The organism is Phycicoccus sp. Soil748 (assembly GCF_001428025.1).
Lineage (GTDB): Bacteria > Actinomycetota > Actinomycetes > Actinomycetales > Dermatophilaceae > Pedococcus.
In genome coordinates this window covers 113,522-136,516 of sequence record NZ_LMSC01000009.1, presented here as the reverse complement: position 1 = coordinate 136,516, position 22,995 = coordinate 113,522, and the positions used below count along the sequence as shown (strand labels likewise).

The following is a 22,995-nucleotide window of genomic DNA, read 5'->3' as shown; positions in this document are numbered from 1 at the left end:
TAGACTCGGCCGCGACAAGGAGGGCCAGTGGCGGGTCGGATCAAGGCCGAGGACGTCGCGCTCGTCAAGGAGCGGTCGTCGATCGAGGACGTCGTGCGCGAGCACGTGACGCTGCGACCCGCGGGCCCGGGCTCGATGAAGGGGCTGTGCCCCTTCCACGACGAGAAGACGCCCTCCTTCAACATCCGGCCCACCGTCGGCGCCTGGCACTGCTTCGGCTGCGGCGAGGGCGGCGACGTCATCTCGTTCGTGCAGAAGGTCGAGCACCTGACGTTCAGCGAGTCGGTCGAGCGGCTGGCCCAGAAGCTCGGGATGGAGCTGCACTACGAGGAGGGTGGGCGCCCGCGCGACGGAGAGAGCCTCGGCCGGCGCTCGCGCCTGCTGGAGGCCCACCGGGCGGCGCAGGAGTTCTACCACCACGCGCTGCTCAACTCCCCGGAGGCGCGGATCGGGCGCGACTTCCTGCGCGAGCGGGGGTTCGACAGCGAGGCGGCCAAGCGCTTCGGCGTGGGGTTCGCCCCCCGCGGCGGCGAGGAGCTCTCGCGCCACCTGCGGTCCAAGGGCTTCACCGACGACGAGCTGACCATCGGTGGCCTGTCGGGCCGGGGGAGCCGGGGGCTCTACGACCGGTTCCGTGGACGGCTGGTCTGGCCCATCCGCGACATCACCGGCGACACGGTCGGCTTCGGCGCGCGCCGCCTGTTCGACGACGACCGGATCGCCGCGAAGTACCTCAACACCTCCGAGACGCCCATCTACAAGAAGTCCACCGTCCTCTACGGCCTCGACCTGGCGAAGAAGTCGATCGCGGGGGACCGCAAGGCCGTGGTCGTCGAGGGCTACACCGACGTCATGGCCTGCCACCTCGCCGGCATCGAGGGTGCGGTCGCCACCTGTGGCACCGCGTTCGGTGTCGACCACATCAAGGTGCTGCGCCGCATCATGCGCGACGAGGCCGACCTCGCCCCTGCGCGCGTCGTCTTCACCTTCGACGGTGACGCCGCCGGGCAGAAGGCGGCCATGAAGGCGTTCGGCGAGGACCAGCGCTGGGCCTCCCAGTCGTTCGTGGCCGTGGCCGACGGCGGAATGGACCCGTGCGAGCTCCGGATCGCCAAGGGCGACGACGCCGTGCGCCACCTCGTCGACGACGCCGTGCCGATGTTCGAGTTCGCCGTGCGCACCACCATCGCACGGTTCGACCTGTCGACGGCGGAGGGCCGGGTGCAGGGGATGCGCGCGGCGGCGCCGATCGTCAACAGCATCCGCGACAGCTCGATGCGCCCGGAGTACATCCGCACCGTGGCCGGGTGGATCGGCGTCGAGGTGGAGCAGGTCCAGGCGGAGGTCTCCCGCGCGCAGCGCCTCGCCGCCCGCGACGCCAAGGCCGACGGCGACGCCAGGCCCGGTGCCGGTACGGGTGGCGGAGCCGGTCAGGCTCCGGGTCACCCCCAGCGCGGCCAGCGCGCGGACGCCGACATGGTCCCCGAGCCGTCCTTCGAGGAGGCGCGAGCGGCGCTGCCGGCCCCCGACCTGCGGGACCCCGTGGTGTTCGCCGAGCGGCAGCTGCTGCAGACCCTGTTGCAGTACCCCGACAGCTTCGAGCCCGCCGACATCGACAGCCTCGACGCGGAGGCCTTCACCGCGCCGGCCCACCGGGCGGTCTTCGACGGCATCCGCGCCGCGGGTGGCCCCCGTCGTGGGCTGTCGACCCAGGCCTGGGCCGACACCGTGGCCGAGGCCGCCCCGTTGTCCGTACGTGGCCTCGTCTCCGAGCTCGCCGTGGCGCCCCTGCCCACCCGTTTCGACAAGGCGACGGGGCTGCCCGAGCGCCGCTACGTCGACGCGCTCCTCGTGCGCGTCCAGGAGGTCTCCTTGACCCGCAAGATCGGCGACGCCATGTCCGCGATGCGCCGCATGGCCGCCGACCCCCATACCGACCCCGCGCAGGCGCGCGACCTCAGCGGCGAGCTGCAGGACCTCCAGCGCGAGCTGGCCCGGCTGCGCGACCGGGCGAGCTGATGGGCATCTCGCTGCGCCGCGGCGCCAAGCTCCCCGAGGCGGTCAAGCAGGCCCTCGCGCTCGGTCCGCGCGAGAGGGTGCTGTCCTTCGCCGCCGAGGAGGCCGGTGGCCGGCCGACCGGCACCACCGTGGTCGCCACCACCCACGGCCTGTATGCCGTCGACGCGACGGGGACGCGCGTCGTCGCCCGGCCGTGGCACGAGGTCGACGCGGGGTCGTGGTCGGCCGAGCTGCACCAGCTGACGGTGACGTGGGTCGACCGCGCCGCACCGGCGCAGTGGGTGCTGGGCGATTCGTCCCTGCTGCCGGAGACGCTGCGCGAGCGGGTGCAGGCCAGCGTGGTGCTGGCCCAGAAGTTCGAGGTGGGTCCGCGCCGCTCCGCCCGGGCCGTGATCCGCCAGGACCTCGCCACCGGGGACCTTGTCGAGCAGGTCGTCCTGGGCAGGAACGTACGGGCCGACGACCCCGAGGTGGCGCTCGCCGCCGACCAGGCGCTGGACTACCTGCGCGAGCAGGTCGGCCTCTCCTGAGCCCGCGCAGCGGTGCCCCCGAGCGCGGCAGGAAGCCGGTTCCGCGACCATCTGGGGAGGTGCCGCCGACCCNCCCGCCGAAGCACTTTCCCCTGTAGCTCAATTGGCAGAGCAGCCGACTGTTAATCGGCAGGTTGTTGGTTCGAGTCCAACCGGGGGAGCAACCACGAAGGCCCGGGTCACAGGACCCGGGCCTTCGTCGTGTCCGAGCTCGGACCGTCAGGTGTTGGTGGCGTCGGTGTTGACGACGCCCTCGCCGCCCAGGGTGGACTGCTCGGCCGTCGTGCCGGTCACCGGGCCGCCACCGCCGACCACCGCGCGACCGCGCCGCGACAGCCGGCGCTGGACCCGTGAGGCGACGACGGTCAGGGCGTAGTTGATGACGATGAACAGCAGTGCCGCGACGAGGTAGGCCGGCACGGTGTTGGCGAACGCCGACCCGAGCGTCTTGCTCCAGTTCAGGAGCTCGAGGTAGGTCACCTGGTAACCCAGCGCCGAGTCCTTGAGGATGACGACGAACTGGCCGATCAGGGCCGGCAGCATCGCGGTCAGGGCCTGCGGCAGCTGGATCGAGCGCATCACCTGCGAGCGCGTCAGCCCCAGCGACAGGCCGGCCTCGGACTGGCCCTTGGGCAGGGAGAAGACGCCGGAGCGGACCAGCTCGGCGATGACGGAGCCGTTGTAGAGCGTCAGGCCGGTGACCACGGCGGCCAGCGGGGCGGTCTCCGCGGAGAACAACGTGCCCCGGGCATACAGCCCGAAGTAGGCGAAGATCATCATGAGCAGGACGGGTACGGCGCGGAAGAACTCCACGACGACGCCACAGGCCCAGCGCAACGAGGTGATGGACGACAGGCGCCCGACGCCGAACACGATGCCGAAGACCCCGGCCAGGACGATGGAGATCGCCGCGGCCTTGAACGTCCCGAGCAGGCCGGGCACGAGGTAGTCGCGCCACACCGCCCGGTCGGTGACGAACGGCTTCCACAAGGCGCCCTGGAGCTGGTTGGCGTCCTTCATCTTGAGCACGACCAGGACGAGGACCCCGATGGCCACGACGAGGCCCAGCGCGGCGAGGACGGCGTGGCGGCGACGGGCCCGCGGGCCGGGGGCGTCGAAGAGGACGGAGGCGCTCACCGCTTCACCGCCAGGCGTCGCGACAGGTGGGTGAACAGCAGGCCGAGCGGCAGGGTGAGGATGACGAACCCGATCGCGAAGATGGCGAAGACGGAGAAGGACCCGGTCTCGTTCTCGATGACCTCCTGCATGAGGCCGGCCGCGTCGGCGGTGCCGATGACCGCGGCGACGGTGGTGTTCTTGATGAGGGCGATGAGGACCGAGCCGAGCGGCGCGACCGAGCCGCGGAACGCCTGCGGCAGGATGACGTTGACCATGCTCTGGCCGAACGTCAGGCCCACCGCGCGTGCGGCCTCGGCCTGGCCGGCCGGCACGGTGTTGACGCCGGACCGCAGGGCCTCGCAGACGAACGCCGCGTGGTAGACCGACAGGACCACGATCGCCCAGCGGATGGCGTTCTGCTGCACGTCCTGCGACAGCGGCAGGCCCATGATGTAGGTGACGCCGAGGACGCTGAGGACCATCATCAGCGTGAGCGGGACGTTGCGGAACACGTTGACGTAGCTCGTGCCCAGCAGGCGCAGCACGGCCACGGGGGAGACGCGCATGACGGCGACGACGGTCCCGAGGACCAGCGCGCCGAGGGCCCCGAAGAAGGCCAGCCGGATCGTCAGCCAGAACGCGCCGAGCACGTCGTAGCTGCCCAGGATGTCGCCCATGCAGGGAACCTTCCGTCGCAGGGTGGGGGCAGGGGTGAGGCGGTACGCCGCCCGCTCGCGCTCCACGCGGAGGGGAGCGGGCGGCGTACCCGGCGCTCAGGCCGTCAGGCGCAGGCGTCCTGCTTGGGCGGGTTGGTGGCGCTGTCGACCTTGAACCCGGCGGGGCCGAGGTTCTTGTCGACGGCCTTCTGCCACTCGCCGGAGCTGATCATCTTGGCGATCGCGGTGTTGACCTTCTCGCACATGGCCTTGTCGCCCTTCTTGAGGCCGATGCCGTAGCGCTCCTCGGAGAAGGTCTTGCCGACGACCTTGAGCTTGCCCTTGTACTGGTCCTGCGAGGCGTAGCCCGCGAGGATCGTGTTGTCGGTCGTGAGGGCGTCGACGCCCTTGGAGACCAGCGCCGCGACGCACTCGGAGTAGGTGCCGAACTCCTGGAGCTGCACGCCCGGGTACTTGTCCTTGACCTTCTGGGCAGAGGTCGAGCCCTTGACCGAGCACAGGCGCTTGCCGGTGAGGGTCTCGGGGCCGGTGATGGTGCTCTCGTCGCTGCGGACGAGCAGGTCCTGGCCGGCGATGAAGTAGGGGCCGGCGAAGGACACCTTCTGCTTGCGCTCGTCGGTGATCGAGTAGGTCGCGACGACCATCTTCACCTGGCCGGTGGAGATCAGCGTCTCGCGCTGGGCCGACGGGGCCTGGACCCACGAGATGTCCTTGGCGTCGTGGCCGAGCTCCTTGGCCACGTAGGTCGCGACGTCGACGTCGAAACCGGTGTAGCTGGAGCCCTCCTTGAGGCCGAGACCGGGCTGGTCGAACTTGATGCCGATCTTGAAGTCACCGCCGCCGCCACCGCCACTGTCCTTGGCGCTGTCCCCGCACGCGGTCAGGCTGAGCGCGATCACCGATGCGGCGGCGATCGCACCAAACTGGCGAACCTTCATGTGTTTCCTCCTGGGTGTGGTCGCGACGCCGGTGCGACGCGGTCGAGCAGGTCGAGCGAGGTGCGGCCGTCCAGCGAGCTGGCCGGACCGTTCAGTGGGTGAGGATCTTCCCGAGGAAGTCCTTGGCGCGGTCGGACTTCGGCGCCGTGAAGAACGCCTCGGGCGCCTGCTCCTCGACGATCTGGCCGTCGGCCATGAAGACGACACGGTTGGCGGCCTTGCGGGCGAAGCCCATCTCGTGCGTGACGACGACCATCGTCATGCCCTCCTTGGCCAGCTCGACCATCACGTCGAGGACCTCGTTGATCATCTCGGGGTCCAGGGCCGAGGTGGGCTCGTCGAAGAGCATGACCTTGGGGTCCATGGCGAGGGAGCGCGCGATCGCCACGCGCTGCTGCTGCCCGCCGGAGAGCTGTGCCGGGAACTTCTGCGCCTGGTGGGCCACCCCGACGCGCTCGAGCAGCTCCATGGCGCGCTTCTCGGCCTGTGCCTTCGGCGTCTTGCGCGCCTTGATCGGGCCGAGGGTGACGTTGTCGAGGATCGTCTTGTGGGCGAAGAGGTTGAACGACTGGAACACCATGCCGACGTCGGCGCGCAGCTGCGCGAGCTCCTTGCCCTCCTCGGGCAGCGTCTTGCCGTCGATGGTGATAGAGCCGGTCTCGAAGGTCTCGAGCCGGTTGATGGTGCGGCAGAGCGTGGACTTGCCGGACCCCGAGGGACCGATGACCACGACGACCTCGCCGGCCCCGATCGACAGGTTGATGTCGCGCAGGACGTGCAGGTCGCCGAAGTGCTTGTTGACGTCCTTGAGGACGACGAGTGGCTCCGTCATGTCCGGCAACCTACCGCTACGCGCCCCTCGCGGGACCACCCGCACCGGGACCGTCACGCAACGGCAACCTGCCGAAGTGGTGCTCAGGCGGCGTCGACGCCCCGTCGCGCAGGGGCAGTCGGCAACGGCCTGAAGTCCTCTCGACGGCCCTGCCCGGACAGCGTCCGCCACTGCTGCCAGCCGTCGACGTCGCGGCGCTGCAGCAGGAAGTACCAGGCGTAGCGCGCCTCGTCCGGCCAGCGGCGCCACCGCAGCCCCGGCTGTGCGGTGAGGTAGCCCAGGTTGCGGAACGTGCGCTCGCGCCGGGTGGTGTCCCGGGGCACGAGGACGGTGAGCCGGCCCCCGGCCAGCGGCGCCCAGTCGTCGTGGCCGGCCGGGTGCAGGTAGGTGGCGGGGCTGCACGTGCCGAACCGCAGCCGGCTGCGACGCAGCCGCCGGTGGATCTCGACCTCGTCCCCGCGGACGAACAGCCGCGGGTCCGGGACGCCGACCACGTCGAGCGCCCGGGCGGAGAACAGCGCGCCGTTGAAGAGGTTGGCGACGTCCGGCACGAGCACGTCGGTGCCGAGCCGGTCGCGGCGGCGCACCCAGGTCAGCCCCCGGCGCAGCGGGAACGCCAGCCGGTCGGGGTCGTCCTCGTCGACCACGAGCGGGGACACGACGTCGAGGGCGTGGTCGGCGGCGCACGTCAGCAGCCGTCCGAGGGTGTACGGGGAGCCGGGGCGGCCGTCGTCGTCGGCGAGCCACACCCAGTCCGCACCGAGCGCCCGGGCCGCGAGGACGCCGTACGCGTAGCCGCCCGCCCCGCCGAGGTTGGTCTCGGAGCGCAGGAGCGTGTGCTGGGTCCCGCTGCCTGCCAACGCCTGTGCCAACGCGTCGGCCACGCCCGGTTCGGTGCCGTTGTCCACCACGACGAGGTGGTCGGGGCGGTGGTGCTGGGCGGCGACGGCCTCGAGGCACCGGGTCAGCAGGGCGACCCGGTCACAGGTGACGACGACGCAGACCACGCGCGGCTGGCGAGCTCTCACGCCAGGCAGGCTAGGAGCGGCAGGCGCCCACCGGACACACGGCAGGGGCCGGGCAGGTGAACGCCGGGTGCCGTTGCGGTGTCGGGCCTCCCGGCGTCGCCCCGGTCCTTGGCGCACGCTCCGCCTCGTGGTCACGGCGAGTTCACCGTCGCGTCGCGCACCCTCCCTAGCGTCGCCGGCGTGAGCACTCCCTTCTCCTTGCTGCTGCCCGTCTACCGCGGCGACCGCGCCGACCACCTCGCACGGTCGTTCCAGAGCACGGTCCACGAGCAGGTGCGACGACCGTCGGAGGTGGTCGTCGTCCAGGACGGCCACGTCGGGCCCGAGCTCGCCTCGGCCCTCGAGCGCCTCGAGTCCGCCAGCCCGGTGCCCGTGCGACGGCTGCGCCTGAAGCACAACGTCGGCCTCGCCCAGGCACTGCAGTGCGGGCTGTCGGCCTGCTCCCACGAGGTCGTCGCGCGGATGGACGCCGACGACATCAGCCTGCCGCACCGGTTCGCCGTCCAGCTGCCGCTGGTGGAGGCGGGCGCCGACCTCGTGGGCGCGGGGATGCGCGAGTTCGGCGAGTCGACCCCCGTCGCGGGCCTGCTGCGCGTGCCGCCCACCGACCCGGCCGGGATCGCCGTGGAGGCCCGCCTGCGCAGCCCGTTCAACCACCCGACGGTGGTCTACCGGCGGTCGGCGGTGCTGCAGGCCGGCGGCTACCGGGAGCTGCCGCTGCTGGAGGACTACTGGCTCTTCACGCGCATGATCGAGTCCGGGTCGGTGGTCGCCAACCTGCCCGAGCCGCTGGTGCTCTACCGCGTCGACGCCGGCTCCTACCAGCGCCGCGGTGGGCTCCGGCTGCTGCGCTCGGAGCTGGGGCTCCAGCGGCGGCTGCGGGCGGAGGGCTTCACCTCCCGCGCGGAGATGGCCCGCAACATCGCGGTCCGCGGTGGGTACCGGGTCATCCCTGTCGGGCTGCGGAAGTCGTTGTACCGCAACCGGTTCACCATCGAGGCGGGGACTCTCGGCGAGACGGTCGAGCGAGAGGCCGGTCCACTGGGGCACCGACAGGACACGCAGTCGTGCACCCGGCCGGAGCCCCGGCTGGATACGCGGCCCGGCGCCGGGCGGGAGCTCGCATGAGGGCGGACCTCGTTGTCGTCGGCTCGGGCCTGTTCGGGCTGACGGTCGCCGAGCAGGCGGCCGAGCGCGGGCTCGACGTCGCGGTGGTCGAGCGCCGTGACCACGTCGGCGGCAACGCCTGGAGCGAGACCGACCCCGACACCGGCATCGAGGTGCACCGCTACGGCGCGCACCTGTTCCACACCTCCAACGAGCGGGTCTGGGAGTACGTCAACCGGTTCACGGCCTTCACCGCCTACCAGCACCGCGTCTGGACCGTGCACCACGGCGAGGTCTACCCGCTGCCGATCAACCTCGGCACCCTCAACCAGTTCTTCAGCGCCAACCTCGGGCCTCAGGCGGCTCGTGACCTGGTGGCCTCGCAGGCTGCCGAGCTGACGGGGGAGCCGCGCAACCTCGAGGAGAAGGCGATCTCGCTCATCGGGCGCCCCCTCTACGAGGCGTTCATCCGCGACTACACCGCCAAGCAGTGGCAGACCGACCCGCGGGAGCTGCCGGCGGAGGTCATCAGCCGGCTGCCGGTGCGCTACACCTACGACAACCGCTACTTCAACGACCGCTACGAGGGCCTCCCGGTCGACGGGTACGCCGCGTGGCTGACCCGCATGGCCGACCACCCGCGCATCTCGGTGCACCTCGGCGTCGACTTCCTCGCCGACGACCACGGCTTGTCGCGGGAGGCGGTGACCGGCCAGGTCCCGGTCGTCTACACGGGCCCGGTCGNGCTGCCGGTAGGCGACTTCCAGGGCGCGCCGGTCATGAACTACGCCGATGCCGACGTCGACTTCACCCGCATCCTGGAGTTCCGCCACTTCCACCCAGAGCGTGACTACCGCAGCGACCGGACGGTGGTGGTGCGCGAGCGTTCGAGGGCTGCCGGCCCCGGCGACGAGCCCTACTACCCCGTCAACACCTCCGAGGACCGTCGCCGGCTGCTCGCCTACCGCGAGCTCGTCGCCGACGAACAGGGCCGCGGAGTGGCCTTCGGCGGGCGGCTCGGGACCTACCAGTACCTCGACATGCACATGGCGATCGCCTCCGCGTTGCGGCTGGTCGACGACCTCGCCTCGCTGGTGCACACCCGTCCGCGGCCACGGCGCGGGCGCGAGGTGTCGGCGTCCGCGGGGGTGGCGTCATGACGACCTCCGACCGCCCGCTCGCCCGCGTGGTGTTCCCAACCGACGGCGACCTCGACGTGCTGCCGCTCTACGTCGACGGCCAGCAGGTGCCGGTCGCGGTGGAGGACGGGACGACGGTGCCGGTGCCCTACGACCAGAACCCCGACCAGGTGCTCAGCCGGCGCTCCTACCGCATCGGCCACGGGGAGCGGGTGTCCTTCGCGACGTACTTCAACGCCTTCCCGGCCGGGTACTGGCGCCGGTGGTCGTCGCTGGCCGGCGTCCGGCTGTGCGTGCGCACCACCGGTCCCGGGACGCTGGTCGTCTACCGCTNCGTGGCGCTGCCACTGGACACCTTCGCCGACGGCGGGTGGTACTGGTTCGACCTCGTCGCGGGGCGCGGCGAGCTGGTGCTCGACTCCGCGGACTGGCTGGCGGGGGAGCGGCTGGCCGGCGCCGACGCCCCGCGGAGGGGCACGGTCACGGTGGGCATCACGACGTTCAACCGCCCCGCCTACTGCACGGCCCTGCTGACCCAGCTCGGCGAGGCGGAGGAGCTGCGCGACCTCGTGGACGAGGTGGTGGTGGTCGACCAGGGGACGAAGGCTGTCCGCGCCGACGAGCAGTTCCCCACGGCTGCAACGGCTCTCGGATCGCGGGTGCGTGTCATGGAACAGCCCAACCTGGGCGGCTCGGGTGGCTTCGCCCGCGCCATGATGGAGACCCTGGACGCCGGGGTGAGCGACCACGTCCTCCTGCTCGACGACGACGTCGTCTGCGAGCCCGAGGGGATCGCCCGCGCCGTCGCCTTCGCCGACCACGCGCGTACGCCCACCGTCGTCGGCGGCCACATGTTCTCCATGTACGAGCGCTCGGTGCTGCACGCCTGGGCCGAGCGCGTGCTGCCGTGGCAGTTCCGGTGGAGCCCGGCGGCCGCCACGCGCCACGACCACGACCTGTCGACCTCCAACCTGCGGTCGACGCCGTGGCTGCACCGCCGGTCCGCTGCCGACTACAACGGTTGGTGGATGTGCCTCGTCCCGACCACGGTCCTGCGCGACGTCGGCCTGTCGCTGCCGGTCTTCATCAAGTGGGACGACGCTGAGTTCGGGCTGCGCGCCCGCGAGGCCGGGTACCCCACCGTGTCGCTCCCCGGTGCGGCCGTGTGGCACGTGCCGTGGACGGACAAGGACGACTCGGTCGACTGGCAGGCCTACTTCCACGCGCGCAACCGCTTCGTCGCCGCCCTGCTGCACTCGCCGTTCGAGCACGGCGGCCGGATGGTGCGGGAGAGCCTCGCCATCCAGCTCAAGCACCTCGTTGCGATGCAGTACTCGGCCGCCGACCTGCGCGAGCAGGCGCTGCTCGACGTCCTCGCCGGGCCCGGGAGGCTGCACGAGCAGCTGCCCACCAAGCTGGGGGAGGTCCGGGCGCGTCGCGCCGGCTTCGACGACGCGCAGGTGGTCGCCGACCCCCGCGAGCTGGCGCCGGTGCGACCGGGACGGCCTCGCAAGCGGGACCAGCGCGCCGAGCAGCCACGGGACGGCGCGGGTCGGCTGCTGGCCGCGGTGCGTGGTGTGGCTCGTCAGGCCATGCCCGTCCCCGAGTCGGCCCGGCAGGCGCCGGACCGCGAGGTGGCCTCGGCCGACGCGGGCTGGTGGACCCTGTCCGGGCTCGACTCCGCCCTGGTCTCCACGACCGACGGGACCGGCGTCTCGTGGCACCGGCGCGACCGTCGCCACGTCATCGCCGCGGCACGCCGGTCGACGGCGGTCCACCGGCGGCTGCTGCGCGAGTGGCCGCGGCTGGCGGCCGAGTACCGCGCTGCGCTGCCCGACCTCGTGGGCGTCGACGCGTGGCGCAAGACCCTGGACCAGCCGCTGCCGGACGACGCCGTCCGGTGACCTCGACCATGAGCACCTCCGCCGGAGTGCCGGATGCCGTGCAGCCGGACCTCGGGCAACCGGACCTCGGGCAACCGGACCTCGGGCAACCGGACACCGGCGCGCCGTTCGTCGTGCAGGGACGGGGAGGGGGCCTGCGCGAGGTCGCACGCCGCCGGTTCCTGCTCTCCCTGCTCGTGCGCAAGGAGCTGCGGGTCCGCTACCGGGCGTCGGTGCTCGGCCTCGGCTGGTCCTACGTCAAGCCCGCCGTCCAGTTCGGCGTCTACTTCATCGGGCTCGGGATGGTGTTGCGGCAGAATGCCATCGGCGACTATGCGGTCTACCTGTTCGGTGGTCTCGTGGTGATGACCACCTTCGGCGAAGCCCTCGGCAACGCCACCCGCTCGGTCGTCGCGAACGCCGACCTGGTGCGCAAGATCTACCTGCCACGCGAGCTCTTCCCCGTCTCGAGCCTGGCCGTCGCGGGCGTGCACCTGGCGCCGCAGCTGCTGGTCCTAGTGGTCGGTGCCGTGGTCGCGGGATGGACGCCCGACCCGGTCGGGGTGGTCGCGCTGCTTGCCGGGCTGGGGCTGACCGGCATCCTCGCGCTGGGGCTCGGGCTGCTGCTGGGTGCCGCCAACGTGCTGTTCCGTGACGTCGAGAACGTCGTCGACCTCGTCCTGGTGGTGCTCGTGTGGACGAGCCCGGTCCTCTACCCGTGGCAGCGGGTGGCAGACCTCCTGGGCGCCGACTCCTGGTGGTTCCGCCTCTACCAGTCCAACCCGCTCACCGTGGCCGTCGAGCTCGTCCACCGGGGCACCTGGGCGCAGGCCTCGCCGGGCAACGCGTTGGCGATGCCGCCAGGGCTGGGCGGAAGGTGCGCCGTCGCGTTCCTCGTCGCCCTGTCCACGGTCGTCGTGGGGCAGTGGGTGTTCGGGCGGCTGTCCGGCCGGTTCGCGCAGGAGCTGTGATGACCACCAGCGCCCTCGTCGACCGGGCCGCCGTCGAGGTGTCGGGCGTCTCCAAGCACTTCCGGCTGCGCCACACCCATTCCCTCAAGGAAGCCGTCGTCTGGACCGTGCAGGGGCGGGCGCGCACCGACGACTTCACGGCACTGCACCCGTTGGACCTGACCATCGAACCGGGGGAGACGCTGGCGCTCCTGGGCCGCAACGGTTCTGGCAAGTCGACGTTGCTCAAGCTGCTGGCGGGGGTGATGGCGCCCGACAGCGGGCAGGTGCGGGTGCGCGGCAGGGTGGCTGGCCTGCTGGAGGTGGGTGCCGGCTTCCACCCCGACCTCACCGGGCGGGAGAACGTCTTCCTCAACGCGGCGATCCTCGGGCTGTCGCGCGAGCAGGTGCAGGAGCGCTTCGACGGCATCGTGGCCTTCGCCGACATCGGCCGGTTCCTCGACACGCAGGTGCGGTTCTACTCCTCGGGGATGTTCCTGCGGCTCGCCTTCGCCGTGGCCGTGCACACCGAGCCGGACGTCTTCCTCGTCGACGAGATCCTCGCCGTCGGTGACGAGGCGTTCCGCGCGAAGTGCCTCGACCGCATCGAGCGGCTCGCCCACGAGGGGCGCACGCTGGTCGTCGTCAGCCACGACCTGCCCCTCGTCGAGCGACTGTGCAGCCGAGGGGTCCTGCTCGACCAGGGGCGCCTGGTTGCCGACGGCCCGGTCCGGCTCGCGGTGGAGCGGCTGAGGGCTGCCGGTTGAGCGCATGGCTCGAGCTGCTGCCGGTGGTGCTGGTGGCAGCCGGCGTCCTGCTGGTCCCGGGGGTCGCCATCGCCTGGGCAGCCGGACTGCGCGGGACGCTGGCGCTGGGGGTGGCGGCGCCGCTGTCGGTGACGACCATCGCGATGACAGCGGTCCTCGCAGGCCGGATGGGAGTGCCCTTCGGACCGGTCCCGGTGCTCGCGGCGACCACGGCCGGGGTGGCCCTGGCGCTGGCCTCGTCGGGACTCGGTCGCCGACCGTGGCGCGCCGGGCAGGCGCGGCCCAGCCGCCGCACCGTACGTGGGGTGACCCGGCCTGCGCCTGCCACCGTCGCAGGCGTCGCCGGCGCTGCCGTGGGTGGTCTCTGCGCGGCGGCAGCGGTGGTGCGGGGTGTCGGCGACCCTGCGCGGTTCCCCCAGACGTTCGACGCGGTGTTCCACCTCAACGCCGTCCAGCGTGCGCTCGAGTCCGGCAACGCCTCCTCGCTGTGGCTCGGCACGGTCGCCGCTCCTGAGCGCGCCTCGGTGTTCTACCCGGCGGCGTGGCACGACGTGGTGGTCCTCGTGGTGCAGGCGAGCGGGGCGCCGCTGGTGGCGGGAGTGACCGCGGTGTCCGTCATCGTCGCCGGGGTGCTCTGGCCGCTCGCCTGCACCGCCCTGGCCGCTGAGGCGTTCGCAGGACGGACGGGCACGGTGGTGGCCGCAGGGGTGCTGTCCGCCGCCTTCGGGGCGACGCCGTTCCTGCTGCTGTCCTACGGCACGCTCTGGCCCAACGCCTTGGCGACCGCCCTGCTGCCGGGCATCCTCGCCTGCGTGTTGGGTGTGTGGCGCGGCGGGCCGATTGCCAGGGCAGGGGCGGGCATCGACGCCGAGGTCTTGGCCGGGGCGCGTCCTGTGCTGGGCCTGCCGGCGCGGAAGAGGGTCCGACCTGCCCTCGTGGCGGCTGGCACGCTGCCGGGCCTGGTCCTGGCGCACCCCAACGCCGTGCTCAGCCTGCTGTTCTACCTCACGGTGCTCGGCGCGGTCGCCGGCCTCGTCTGGGCCGCCCGGCTACGGGTCTCCTGGCGGCTGCGGTGGGTCGTGGCGGCCGCCGGTCTGGCGCTGCTGTCTGCCGAGGCGTGGCTGGTCGCGGCGTCGCCGGTGTTCGCCACGACCCGGCGCACGAGCTGGCCGGCACGTCAGAGCCTGGCGCAGGCAGCGGGGGAGTGGCTCCTGTCCGCCCCCATGCGCACCCCCGTGCCGTGGCTCGCCGCTGCCCTCGTCCTGGTCGGCGCGGCTGCTGCGCTGCGACGCCGAGACCACTGGTGGCTCCTGGCCTGCCACGCCACCGCGGGGGCGCTGTTCGTCCTCGTCGCCGGGAGCGACGGGAGGCTGGCCCGCGCGGTGAGCGGGCCCTGGTACGACGACCCCTTCCGCCTCGCGGCCCTCCTCGGATTGACGGCGGTTCCGTTGGCCGCCCTCGGCCTCGAGTGTGTGGTCGACGCCGCGCGCGGGCGCTGCGTCGAACGGTTGCGGCTGCCCGACGGCCTGAGCCACGGCGTCCTCGTCGCGCTCGCAGCCGTGCTCGTCGCGGGCGTCACGGGCGGTGCGTACGCCGGCGCCAACAGCCGCGTGGTCGCGACGTGGTACGGCGGGCATGGCCTTGCGGGCCCGGCGGAGCTGGCCCTGCTGCAGCGCCTTCCCCGATGGGTGCCGAGAGGGCAGGTGGTGGCCGGGAACCCTTGGAACGGCTCGGCGCTGGCGAGTCCGGTGGCTGGCGTGCCCACCCTGTTCCCGCACCTCAACGGCGACTGGGGCACTGACCGCGACCTGCTCGCCGGTCACCTCGAGCAGGCCGCCACCGACCCCAGCGTCTGCCCGGCTGTCGAACGGCTGCACGTGGGGTTCGTCCTCGACGGCACGGTCGCGTTCTGGCCCGGGGACCGGCGACAGGCCCGGTACGCGGGGCTGTCCGTCGAGGGCGTGCAGGGCTTCGAGCCGGTGGACAGCGGCGGACGCCTGACCCTCTACCGGGTCGTGGCCTGCGAGCCGCGGGGGTCTCGGCCGTCCTGACACCGCAGGAGCACCCGGCGGACGACAGCGCTCCCGTCCACCCACAGGGCGGACGGGAGCGCTGGTCTGCGGTCCGTCCCTCGAGTCGGACCGCGGCCCGGCGAGTGGATGAGCTCGGACGGGCGGTGTCGGCGGGCTCGGCTGCTGGAGTGGGGGTGCGCTGGGCGGTGCCGACCTCACGAAGGTAGCGCGGCCGAGGGCACCGGCGACATGGGACTTACCGGACCTTTGCCAGGAGGGGACGCACTCCTTACCGCAGCCGCCCGAAGTGTCCGGTCCGTCCCGGTTGCCGGTCTCAGCTCGTCCGGCGGCGCAGGTAGCCCCAGGCGAGGGTCGCGCAGGCCAGCCCGTTGACCGCGCCCACGAGGATGTCGGTCACGTGGTGCATGCCCCGGTAGAGGCGCGCATAGGCCACGAGCACGGGTACGAGCAGGAACAGCGTCGTGAGCACCCGGCGCAGCCAAGACCGCTCGATGCGCTGGGCGAGCAGGGCGAAGGTGACGTAGAGCGCGGTCGATGCGCCCACGTGCCCGCTCGGGTAGCTCGACGTGGGTGGCGCCGGGTCGAGGTGCGGCACGGTGGGGCGCTGCCGGCCGACCACGGTCGTGGCGATGACGAAAACCGTTGCCTGCAGGGCGATGGCGAGCGCAGGCGTGACCGCCACCCACCACTGCCGGGTGCGCCACCAGAGGATCGCGACCGCGACCACGCAGACGCCGATGACGATCTCGGTGTTGCCGATGTGCGACCAGACGGCGGTGATGTCGTCCCAGGTGGGCGTGCGCGTCTTCTGCACGTCGCGGCTCACGGCGTTCTCGCTGTTGAGGCCGCCGAGGGGGCCGCGGATCAGCTCGCCGATGCCGACGATGGCCGCCCACAAAAGGACGGCCGGGGCAACGGCTCGCAGGGCCGCGTCGCGCAGCGCCTCGCCGATGCCGGGGGTGCTCTGGTCATCGGAGTATCGGGTGAGGAACGGCACGCGGAACTTCCCTCGTCAGCAGTGGCCAGAGCTGGGTGGGCTCGAGCCGGTGGTGCTCGAGCGGGTCGGGCTCGAGCCGGGTCGACCCAGGGCGGTCGTGCCCGGGCGTGAGCGCAGGCTATAGCCGGAGGCGGGTCCTCGCGCGGGCGAGCGGCACGACACGCGAACCTGCCCGCGCGGCCTGAGGACCGGCTGAGAACCGGCTGAGGACACTGCTACTGCAGCAGGCTCACGCCGCGCGAGATCACCAGCACCGAGAGCATGAGGGCCGACACGGACTCCACTGCCATGAGCATCTTGGCGCGAGGCGAGAGCGGCATGGTGTCGGTGGGGCTGAAGGCGGAGGAGTTGGTGACCGACACGTAGAGGTAGTCGATGAAGCCGGGCGTCCACCCCGACCTGGCGGCGGAGCGAGCGGCGACCTCGGTGATGGCGTCGTGGTCCTCGTCCTGCGGGAACCGGAAGTCCGCCACGGGTAGGCGAGGACGCGGCTGCCGGCTACGGGTCACCGGGCCGCCTCGGTCCAGCTCCCAGTAGGCCAGCGCGAAGACGATGACGTTGGTCAACCACACCTGCCCGGCCGCCAGCAGGAGGCGAGGCCCCTGCTTGGCCTGACCGCTGACCAGGGCGTCGACGAGCAGGACCAGGGATGCGGCATTGGTGGCCGCGATGAGCAGCACCAGGGCGATCGACAGGTTGCGCAGCCACCGGTTCTCCCGGGTCATGCGGCGGGGGTTCGCGGCGACGAGCGGGAGGAACAGGACGACCTCGAGCACCGGCACCGCGATCCGGGGGCCGAGGTGCAGGCCCTCGGGCAGCGCGGCGTACAACGCGATGGCTACGACCACGGCGATGGCTGCGGGCAGGCGGGGTTCGCCCGCGTGGTTGCGGCGAGGCGGTCGGTCGGTCACGGTCCCGGTGTAGTCCGTGCGCGCCCCGTCGTGGAGGCGACACACCGTGGGGTCCTCACCGCAGATCGTTGCCCCTGCTCAGGAGACGGCGGCCCGCACCAGCTCGGTCACGCGCTCCTCCACGGACGGGCTCCACCTCATCAGTGCGTAGGACACCGGCCAGAGGTCGCCGTCGTCGAGGTTGGCGGCGTCCTGGAAACCGAGCGTGGAGTAGCGGTAGCCGAACTTGCCGGAGTCCTGGAAGAAGACCACGACCTTGCCGTCCTCGTTGGCGTAGGCGGGCATGCCGTACCAGGTCTTGGGCAGCAGGCCGGGAGCTGCCGTGGTCACCGCCACGTGGACGCGCTCTGCAAGGGCGCGGTCGTCGGGGTCCATCTGCGCGATGCGCTCGAGCAGCGCGTCGAGGCCGTCGGCTGCCTTGGCGCCCTTCTTGCCCGCGGCGCGCAGCTCGGCAGCTCGTTCCTTCATGGCCGCGCGCTCCTGGGCGCTGAAGCCGTCCGTCTCGGTCGTGGTCGTCTTCGTGGGCATCTGGCGCTCCCCTCTCGGTGGTGTGGCGGCGGTCTGCCGCCCTCCCCTGGAGAGGCTAGGACCCCGGAGCCGACCGGTGCTTCTCGATTCCTGCTCGACTTGAGCCCGGGTCGGGAGCGACCTCGACCGACCGTGCGCCTCCGCCACACGGCTACTGTCGGTGGCATGGATCTGGAGCCGGAGGGGTTCGTCGAACAGGGGTATGGCGCTGTGGGCGACGCCTTCCGTCGCAACTTCCAGGACCCGGGGGAGGACGCCGCGGCAGTGGCGGTGTTCCACGGGGGTCGGCTCGTCGCTGACCTGTGGGGTGGGGAGGACGTCGTGAACCGGCGGGCGATGCCCCGCGACGGCCTGATGATGGTCGCCTCCTGCAGCAAGGGGATCACCGCGACGGTGCTGGCGATGCTGGTCCAGCAGGGGCGGATCGACCCCGACGAGCGCGTGGGCACCTACTGGCCCGAGTTCGCGGTCAACGGCAAGGAGCGTGCCACGGTCGGGATGGTCGCCTCCCACACCGTGGGCCTGCCATACCCACCGCTCGGCACGGGGCTGCAGGGCCTCGACCTGCACCGCGGCGAGGCGGTCACCCGGGCGCTCGCCGCCGCAGAACCGCTGTGGGAGCCCGGCACGGCGATGGCCTACCACCCTGTGACCTACGGGACCTTGCTCGACGAGATCGTCCGCCGCGCAACGGGTTCCACGATCGCGTCCCACGTCCGCCGGATGGTTGCCGAGCCCCTCGGCGTCGAGATGTGGATGGGCCTGCCCGCGGAGCTCGACGGCCGGGTGGTGCCCGGGCTGTGGGAGCAGGCGAGCCCGATGGCACCGACCGGCGAGGAGGATGCCGAGCCGGGCTCCTATGCCGCACGGAGGCTGGCGTTCCTGCGCGAGAACCCGCCGATGGACCCTGACTTCACCGACCCGCAGGAGGTGCGCGCCCACTACGCCGCCGAGCGGCCGGGCATCGGTGCGATCACCAACGCCCGGGCGCTCGCCACGATGTATGCCGCCGTGCTCGGTCCCGTCGACGGGACCCGCCTCGTGGACGAATCGACCTTGGAGCTGGCCCTCACGCCCCGCACGGACGACGTCGAGACCCTCATCGAGAGCGGCACGGCGGGGCCGGACATCCGCTTCGGCCTGGGCTACCAGCTGGCCTCGCCGAGCATGCCGGGGTTCGGGCCGAGCTCCTTCGGGCACACCGGTGCCGGGGCACGGCTCGGCATCGCCGACACCGAGCACCAAGTGGCGTTCGGCTACGTCTGCAGCAGGATGCGCAACATCGGACCCCACGGCGACCCGCGCTGGGCAGCCCTCGTCGAGGCCATCCGCGGCTGCCTCTGAGGACGCGCACTACGTCGGATGGACGGTGCTGCCGCCTCAGGCGGCGACCACACTGGGACGACACCACCTGCGCGGTCCCCAGCGGCCAGCGTCTCGTGGTGCCGGGGAGCTGGCACCAGCGGGGTGACACCGTGATTGCGTTCGAAGACCTCTACCTCACCGAGTTCGCGCGCCCCGCGTTGGACGTGAGCGACCTCGGCCCTTCGTGGCAACCCCGCGCCGCCAGGACGGTGGAGCGCACGCAGTCGCCTGACGCTGGACCGCGAGACGCCGCCCAGCCCAGCCCCTGGGCCATCGCCGGCGTGGTCGTCCTCACGGCGCTGGCCGTCATGACCGGCCTGCAGAACCGGTCTGCGGCCCTCATCCGACCAGCGACCGACAGGTTCCTGGAGAGCAGCTCGCAGCTGCTCGTGACCTCGTTGACCGGCCAGTGCGCGGTGGCCGCGCTGACCCTGGTCGGACCCACCAATTCTGCGACCTGCGCGGCATCCCTGGCCGCACGCGCGCGTGCCCTCGAGTTCGACCCACTCAGGTGACGACAGCCGCATCCGTTGCAGCACAGCCGAACTCAGCAGCAACCGACGGTTGGGGTGGCCGCGTCGCAGCAGGCGCGCGGGCCCAGCTCTGCCACCGCCATACCGGCCACCACGAGCAACCCGCCCAACCAGCCGAGCCACCCCAGAGCCCTCTCGCCGGCAGCGACGGCGATCACCGCTGCGAACACGGGTTCCATCGTCATCGTGCCCGCCGTGGTCGTCGCGGTCAACATGCTCTGCGCCCAGGCCTGGACGGCGAGGGCGAGGCACGTGGCCACCACGCCGAGGTAGAGCACGGAGGTCCACGCGGCCGGCGTGGGCGGGAACCTCACACCCCGGACGATGGCAGTGACGAAGCACAGGGCGGCCGCCACCGAGACACTCAGCACGGTCAGCCCGAAGACGTTGCCGGCTGTCGACCGCTGGCTGAGTCCGGCGATGTGGACGGCGAAGCAAGCTGCACCCTCGAGGGTGAGGGCCGCTCCGAGCAGTGATGGCGCTGTGCTGCTCTCTGCGATGCCCGCGATCCCGGCCGTGGACCGGGCGACTGCCTGCCAGCCTGTCCGACCGACGTGCTCCTCGAACACCAGCGCCGCGACGACCGGGGTGAGGACGACGGCGGCACCGGTCAGGAACCCGGACAGCCCTGCTGGAGTGTGTTGCAGGCCGGTGGTCTGCAACAGGAAGCCTGCGGCCAAGGCGCCTCCCAGGACCATCCCGTGCCTGCCTTCAGCTCGACTGAGGCGGAAGAGGGCGCCAGGACGGAACAGGAGCAGGACCGCAGCGCCGATCCCGAAGCGCCACATGAGGAAGGTCGCCGGCGTCGAGAGGGCGTGCCGTCTGCTCACGACCGAGAGCTGCGTGGCTGCGTTCTGGCCCGCCGCGATACGAATGCGGACACCGAGCGCACGGGGGGGTGAAAGTCCGTTAACGGAGTCAGGTCCAAGCTGGGCAGGCTCCCGCTCGCGTGTAGTGCTCGCGACTCAGGTATCGGCGGTTTGGCTGCGGTTCGTTCTGCGTTCCGCGACGATGGTGGTGGCGGAAGCAGGGGCGTTTGAGGTGGGGGAAAGCATGCGCCGTGCAAGGAGTGATCGCGGCGCCTGGGTCATCGCCGCGGCTTGGATCCTCGCCAGTTGCTCAGGCGCGCAGGGCGAGGGCGCGAGACATGCCTCGTCGGTAGCCCCGCCAACCACCCCCACGAGCTGTGACGGGGGAGCCATCTCGGATGCTCCCAAGCTGCTGCTGACCAACGCCGAGCAGTTCCGTGGCAAGGGCCTGACTGCCTGCGATGTAGACCGAGCCACGGATGGGTCGCTGACCTTCACGACAACCTCGGGACGCCCTGATTCGCTAGGGCGTCATGACCTCGCCCCACTCATCGCCTTCGACGGGGGTCCGCTCCCGGCGGATTGTCATATCTCGACGACGAGCCGCCTGTTCGTCCTCATCGACGAGCAGTGGTGGGAGGGACGCCAGGTCGGGTGCGACGGCTGACGTGATGGCTGCACGGGATAGGACACGTGGAGACACCATGCCGATGCGCGCGCACGGTTCGGTCGACTCCAGGTGGGCTCGGGTATGGAGGCCGTTGCCTACTCCTTGGTCGCCACGACCATGTAGTTCTCGGCCTGCGGGTCGAAGGTGCTTCTCTCGACCGTGAGTCCGACGCCCTGCATTTCCAAGGTGAGGTCCTCATACCGATATGGCCACGACGACAACAGCTCAGAGCAGACATCGACCGATCCATCGGCCCCGAGCCTCGCGACGGCTATCTCGATGTGGTGCTCCTGTTCCCAGTGCTCCGGGATTTCCCAGCGATAAGCGACGACAGCATCGCGGTCATTCCTTCGCACCAGTCGATCCCGGATGTCCAGCCGGGACCCACCGGCGCGCACGAGCTCCCAGTTGCGTGACGTGAGAACCAACCGTCCGCCGGGACGCAGCAGCCGCGACATCGACTCCAGTGCAGCTGACCTGGCTCGGGCCCCCTCTGCATGGTGCAGCGAGTTGCCGACGCAGAACACCATGTGGAAGCTCGCGTCGTCGAAATGATCAGGCAACTCATTCCAGGCGGCGCGAACCGTTCGCAACGATGCACCGAGTTCGTCAGCCAGCTCCGCAGTGCGACGGACCATCGCGGCGCTGGCGTCGGTCGCCACCACCCGCATGCCCAGGCCGGCGAGGCCGACCGCCAGTTGTCCGGTGCCGCACGAGGAGTCGAGGACCCGGGCGTTGGGCGGAAGGAGCGTGACCACGTCGTCGAACGCGGAAGCGAATGCGGACGGGGTCGCTTTCGCATCGGAGATGAGCCACTCGTAGACCTCTGCGAGCGCGCCGTAGCCCGCCACCACAACCACCTCCGTCAGCTCGGCAGATTCAGAAATGCTGCCTCCAGTAGATCAGCGCGGCGGCCCAGTCAACGATCGGATTTTCATGAGGGCAAACGTGCGACCATGCCGCGATCCGCGCGCGCCCGTCTGCAGACCACCTAGGTGCGATCTCGGGATACGGGAGCAGGGGTCTCAGCGGCTCAGTGCCACCGCGAAGGCGATGAAAAGAACGGCCGCACCCAAGGTCAGGAGATGATCCCGCAAGGGGTGGGTGGGGTATTCATCGAGCTTCAGTGGCGTCATCATGGGCAGCCTCGGCGGACCAGCCGGTGAAGGAGCAGCCATCGGACCTCCCAAGTCGAGGCATCAGATGCACTCGTGACAAGGGTAGGGCCCCGACGAAGTCGAGGAAAGGTCCCCACCCAGGGACGCTTGGGCGGCGGGCGCTAGGCCGGTTGTCTCAGTGGGCGTGGCCGAGTCTCTGCGTGCCGCCAGCGCCGTCGGTCCACCTCTCGGCTGCGGCGACCGCCAGGAAGACCATCGCCAGCACCAGGAACGGCAGAACCATCACCCCTGTCGACCCGCCGAAGGCGGACCACAGACTCTGTCCGCCAGCACGGTCCATGCTTGCCACGGTCGCCACGAACTGCGCGGCGGCACCGGCCAGCAGAAGCCACCCGGCTTCAGCCGCTCGGTGGACACCCAGCAGGCCGCAAGGGATCAAGACCGCGAACATGGAGACGACACCGACCGGACCCCGGACGTCTCGGTCGATGACGTGGGCGAGAGCGTCCACGATCACCCACCCAGCCACCAGCGCCAGCACGACAGGGAGCACCTTCGAGCTCCGGCCGGGCCACACCAGCGCCAAGACACTCAGCGCGATCAGGGGCAGGGCCCATGCGGCGGTGAGGACCACGGCTTCCCACCCACCGGGGTCGGCAAACGTCTCGCCTGCGATGAAGAGCCCGGCGAGAGTGCCGAACAGCGTCAGCAACCCCACGGCGACGACTCGAAGGACACGACCGAACATGCCGACCTCCTTCATCACTCGCACGATCTCTCACCATGCGCGGGTGAGGTAGAGGCGCAGGTCCTTCGGGGTATGTGATGAAAGGCGCTCACATGCCGCGCATTCGGTGTTGTCTCATTGGATGCAACTCGACCGCGACATGTCCGTCTGTGTCAAAGGATCAGCCGAAACAACTGTCAACCATCAGGCGAACCACCGTCAGGCATCAACCGAAGACCAAACGTCCGACATCAGCCGAAGTCATACACGCGTCTGGTGGGGCAGGTCGGGCTTGAACCGACGACCGACGGATTA

Annotated in this window: 21 protein-coding genes, 1 tRNA gene and 2 pseudogenes; 13 read left to right on the top strand and 11 right to left on the bottom strand. The window is 71.4% G+C overall.

Annotated features, from left to right (window positions below):
- Nucleotides 1-27 precede the first annotated feature (27 nt).
- From dnaG to ASG70_RS14595, 3 genes are all read left to right on the top strand, one after another.
- Nucleotides 28-2,019, top strand: coding sequence for a DNA primase (gene dnaG, locus ASG70_RS14605; protein ID WP_056884589.1), 1,992 nt, complete (start codon nucleotides 28-30; stop codon nucleotides 2,017-2,019).
- A complete protein-coding gene (locus ASG70_RS14600; RefSeq protein ID WP_056884588.1) occupies nucleotides 2,019-2,549 on the top strand; it encodes a hypothetical protein in 531 nt (176 codons plus the stop codon). The genes dnaG and ASG70_RS14600 overlap by 1 nt, the downstream gene beginning before the upstream one ends.
- Nucleotides 2,550-2,637: 88 nt before the next feature.
- Nucleotides 2,638-2,710 (top strand) — tRNA-Asn (locus ASG70_RS14595).
- 58 nt (nucleotides 2,711-2,768) lie between these two features.
- Here the strand turns inward: ASG70_RS14595 and ASG70_RS14590 are convergent.
- The 5 genes from ASG70_RS14590 to ASG70_RS14570 all read right to left on the bottom strand — a co-directional run bounded on the left by ASG70_RS14590 (nucleotide 2,769) and on the right by ASG70_RS14570 (nucleotide 7,143).
- A complete protein-coding gene (locus tag ASG70_RS14590) occupies nucleotides 2,769-3,686 on the bottom strand; it encodes an amino acid ABC transporter permease (RefSeq protein WP_056884587.1) in 918 nt (305 codons plus the stop codon).
- Complete coding sequence (locus tag ASG70_RS14585; RefSeq protein ID WP_056884586.1) at nucleotides 3,683-4,345, bottom strand: amino acid ABC transporter permease; 663 nt, start codon at nucleotides 4,343-4,345, stop codon at nucleotides 3,683-3,685. The genes ASG70_RS14590 and ASG70_RS14585 overlap by 4 nt, the downstream gene beginning before the upstream one ends.
- Nucleotides 4,346-4,449: 104 nt before the next feature.
- On the bottom strand, nucleotides 4,450-5,283 hold the full coding sequence (locus ASG70_RS14580) for a glutamate ABC transporter substrate-binding protein (RefSeq protein WP_056884585.1): 834 nt from the start codon (nucleotides 5,281-5,283) through the stop codon (nucleotides 4,450-4,452).
- 91 nt (nucleotides 5,284-5,374) lie between these two features.
- On the bottom strand, nucleotides 5,375-6,115 hold the full coding sequence (locus ASG70_RS14575; protein WP_156400028.1) for an amino acid ABC transporter ATP-binding protein: 741 nt from the start codon (nucleotides 6,113-6,115) through the stop codon (nucleotides 5,375-5,377).
- 83 nt (nucleotides 6,116-6,198) lie between these two features.
- Nucleotides 6,199-7,143 carry a glycosyltransferase gene (locus ASG70_RS14570; protein ID WP_056884583.1) on the bottom strand — a complete coding sequence of 315 codons (945 nt, stop codon included), beginning with the start codon at nucleotides 7,141-7,143 and terminating at the stop codon, nucleotides 6,199-6,201.
- A 180-nt stretch (nucleotides 7,144-7,323) separates the two neighbouring features.
- On the opposite strand from ASG70_RS14570, the gene ASG70_RS14565 reads away from it, so the two are divergent.
- The 8 genes and pseudogenes from ASG70_RS14565 (at nucleotide 7,324) to ASG70_RS14540 (ending at nucleotide 15,040) form a co-directional block, all read left to right on the top strand.
- Nucleotides 7,324-8,271 (top strand): glycosyltransferase, encoded by a 948-nt coding sequence (locus tag ASG70_RS14565; RefSeq protein ID WP_156400027.1) that lies wholly within the window; start codon nucleotides 7,324-7,326, stop codon nucleotides 8,269-8,271.
- A pseudogene (locus ASG70_RS20110) lies at nucleotides 8,268-8,994 on the top strand (FAD-dependent oxidoreductase); the annotation flags it as partial. The gene ASG70_RS14565 and the pseudogene ASG70_RS20110, both read left to right, overlap by 4 nt.
- Before the next feature lies 1 nt (nucleotide 8,995).
- On the top strand, nucleotides 8,996-9,410 hold a 415-nt coding region (locus ASG70_RS20105), incomplete at its 5' end, for a UDP-galactopyranose mutase (RefSeq protein WP_304437981.1).
- Nucleotides 9,407-9,722, top strand: a pseudogene (locus tag ASG70_RS20100) (glycosyltransferase family 2 protein); the annotation flags it as partial. The gene ASG70_RS20105 and the pseudogene ASG70_RS20100, both read left to right, overlap by 4 nt.
- 2 nt (nucleotides 9,723-9,724) lie before the next feature.
- Complete coding sequence (locus ASG70_RS14555; protein ID WP_369818924.1) at nucleotides 9,725-11,293, top strand: glycosyltransferase; 1,569 nt, start codon at nucleotides 9,725-9,727, stop codon at nucleotides 11,291-11,293.
- 8 nt (nucleotides 11,294-11,301) lie between these two features.
- Nucleotides 11,302-12,243 (top strand): ABC transporter permease, encoded by a 942-nt coding sequence (locus ASG70_RS14550; protein ID WP_082590909.1) that lies wholly within the window; start codon nucleotides 11,302-11,304, stop codon nucleotides 12,241-12,243.
- Nucleotides 12,243-12,989: an ABC transporter ATP-binding protein gene (locus ASG70_RS14545; protein ID WP_056884580.1), complete on the top strand. Its 747-nt coding sequence runs from the start codon at nucleotides 12,243-12,245 to the stop codon at nucleotides 12,987-12,989. The genes ASG70_RS14550 and ASG70_RS14545 overlap by 1 nt, the downstream gene beginning before the upstream one ends.
- Nucleotides 12,986-15,040: a DUF6541 family protein gene (locus ASG70_RS14540; RefSeq protein WP_056884579.1), complete on the top strand. Its 2,055-nt coding sequence runs from the start codon at nucleotides 12,986-12,988 to the stop codon at nucleotides 15,038-15,040. Before ASG70_RS14545 ends, ASG70_RS14540 begins: the two co-directional genes overlap by 4 nt.
- A gap of 295 nt (nucleotides 15,041-15,335) precedes the next feature.
- On the opposite strand, the gene ASG70_RS14535 is transcribed toward ASG70_RS14540, so the two are convergent.
- From ASG70_RS14535 to ASG70_RS14525, 3 genes are all read right to left on the bottom strand, one after another.
- Complete coding sequence (locus ASG70_RS14535) at nucleotides 15,336-16,019, bottom strand: phosphatase PAP2 family protein (protein WP_056884578.1); 684 nt, start codon at nucleotides 16,017-16,019, stop codon at nucleotides 15,336-15,338.
- A gap of 215 nt (nucleotides 16,020-16,234) precedes the next feature.
- Complete coding sequence (locus tag ASG70_RS14530; protein WP_056884819.1) at nucleotides 16,235-16,930, bottom strand: DUF1345 domain-containing protein; 696 nt, start codon at nucleotides 16,928-16,930, stop codon at nucleotides 16,235-16,237.
- Nucleotides 16,931-17,008: 78 nt separating this feature from the next.
- Nucleotides 17,009-17,458 (bottom strand): iron chaperone, encoded by a 450-nt coding sequence (locus ASG70_RS14525; protein ID WP_056884577.1) that lies wholly within the window; start codon nucleotides 17,456-17,458, stop codon nucleotides 17,009-17,011.
- Between the two features lie 165 nt (nucleotides 17,459-17,623).
- Here ASG70_RS14525 and ASG70_RS14520 point away from each other — a divergent pair, with 165 nt between their 5' ends.
- Both ASG70_RS14520 and ASG70_RS14515 read left to right on the top strand, forming a co-directional pair.
- On the top strand, nucleotides 17,624-18,802 hold the full coding sequence (locus ASG70_RS14520; RefSeq protein ID WP_082590832.1) for a serine hydrolase: 1,179 nt from the start codon (nucleotides 17,624-17,626) through the stop codon (nucleotides 18,800-18,802).
- A gap of 131 nt (nucleotides 18,803-18,933) precedes the next feature.
- Nucleotides 18,934-19,338 carry a hypothetical protein gene (locus ASG70_RS14515; protein WP_156400026.1) on the top strand — a complete coding sequence of 135 codons (405 nt, stop codon included), beginning with the start codon at nucleotides 18,934-18,936 and terminating at the stop codon, nucleotides 19,336-19,338.
- A gap of 32 nt (nucleotides 19,339-19,370) precedes the next feature.
- Here ASG70_RS14515 and ASG70_RS14510 read toward each other — a convergent pair whose 3' ends face one another.
- The 3 genes from ASG70_RS14510 to ASG70_RS14495 form a co-directional block, all read right to left on the bottom strand.
- Nucleotides 19,371-20,186 carry a DMT family transporter gene (locus tag ASG70_RS14510; protein ID WP_056884574.1) on the bottom strand — a complete coding sequence of 272 codons (816 nt, stop codon included), beginning with the start codon at nucleotides 20,184-20,186 and terminating at the stop codon, nucleotides 19,371-19,373.
- Nucleotides 20,187-20,930: 744 nt separating this feature from the next.
- Nucleotides 20,931-21,686, bottom strand: coding sequence for a class I SAM-dependent methyltransferase (locus ASG70_RS14500; RefSeq protein ID WP_056884572.1), 756 nt, complete (start codon nucleotides 21,684-21,686; stop codon nucleotides 20,931-20,933).
- A gap of 442 nt (nucleotides 21,687-22,128) precedes the next feature.
- Nucleotides 22,129-22,716: a hypothetical protein gene (locus ASG70_RS14495; protein WP_156400025.1), complete on the bottom strand. Its 588-nt coding sequence runs from the start codon at nucleotides 22,714-22,716 to the stop codon at nucleotides 22,129-22,131.
- Nucleotides 22,717-22,995: the final 279 nt, after the last annotated feature.

Bases quoted from the DNA above. Each gene is read 5' to 3' on its own strand.
- ASG70_RS14600 (WP_056884588.1), top strand. From the start codon at position 2,019: ATGGGCATCTCGCTGCGCCGCGGCGCCAAGCTCCCCGAGGCGGTCAAG.
- ASG70_RS14585 (WP_056884586.1), bottom strand. From the start codon at position 4,345: ATGGGCGACATCCTGGGCAGCTACGACGTGCTCGGCGCGTTCTGGCTG.
- ASG70_RS14580 (WP_056884585.1), bottom strand. From the start codon at position 5,283: ATGAAGGTTCGCCAGTTTGGTGCGATCGCCGCCGCATCGGTGATCGCG.
- ASG70_RS14575 (WP_156400028.1), bottom strand. From the start codon at position 6,115: ATGACGGAGCCACTCGTCGTCCTCAAGGACGTCAACAAGCACTTCGGC.
- ASG70_RS14550 (WP_082590909.1), top strand. From the start codon at position 11,302: ATGAGCACCTCCGCCGGAGTGCCGGATGCCGTGCAGCCGGACCTCGGG.
- ASG70_RS14545 (WP_056884580.1), top strand. From the start codon at position 12,243: ATGACCACCAGCGCCCTCGTCGACCGGGCCGCCGTCGAGGTGTCGGGC.
- ASG70_RS14525 (WP_056884577.1), bottom strand. From the start codon at position 17,458: ATGCCCACGAAGACGACCACGACCGAGACGGACGGCTTCAGCGCCCAG.
- ASG70_RS14520 (WP_082590832.1), top strand. From the start codon at position 17,624: ATGGATCTGGAGCCGGAGGGGTTCGTCGAACAGGGGTATGGCGCTGTG.
- ASG70_RS14495 (WP_156400025.1), bottom strand. From the start codon at position 22,716: ATGAAGGAGGTCGGCATGTTCGGTCGTGTCCTTCGAGTCGTCGCCGTG.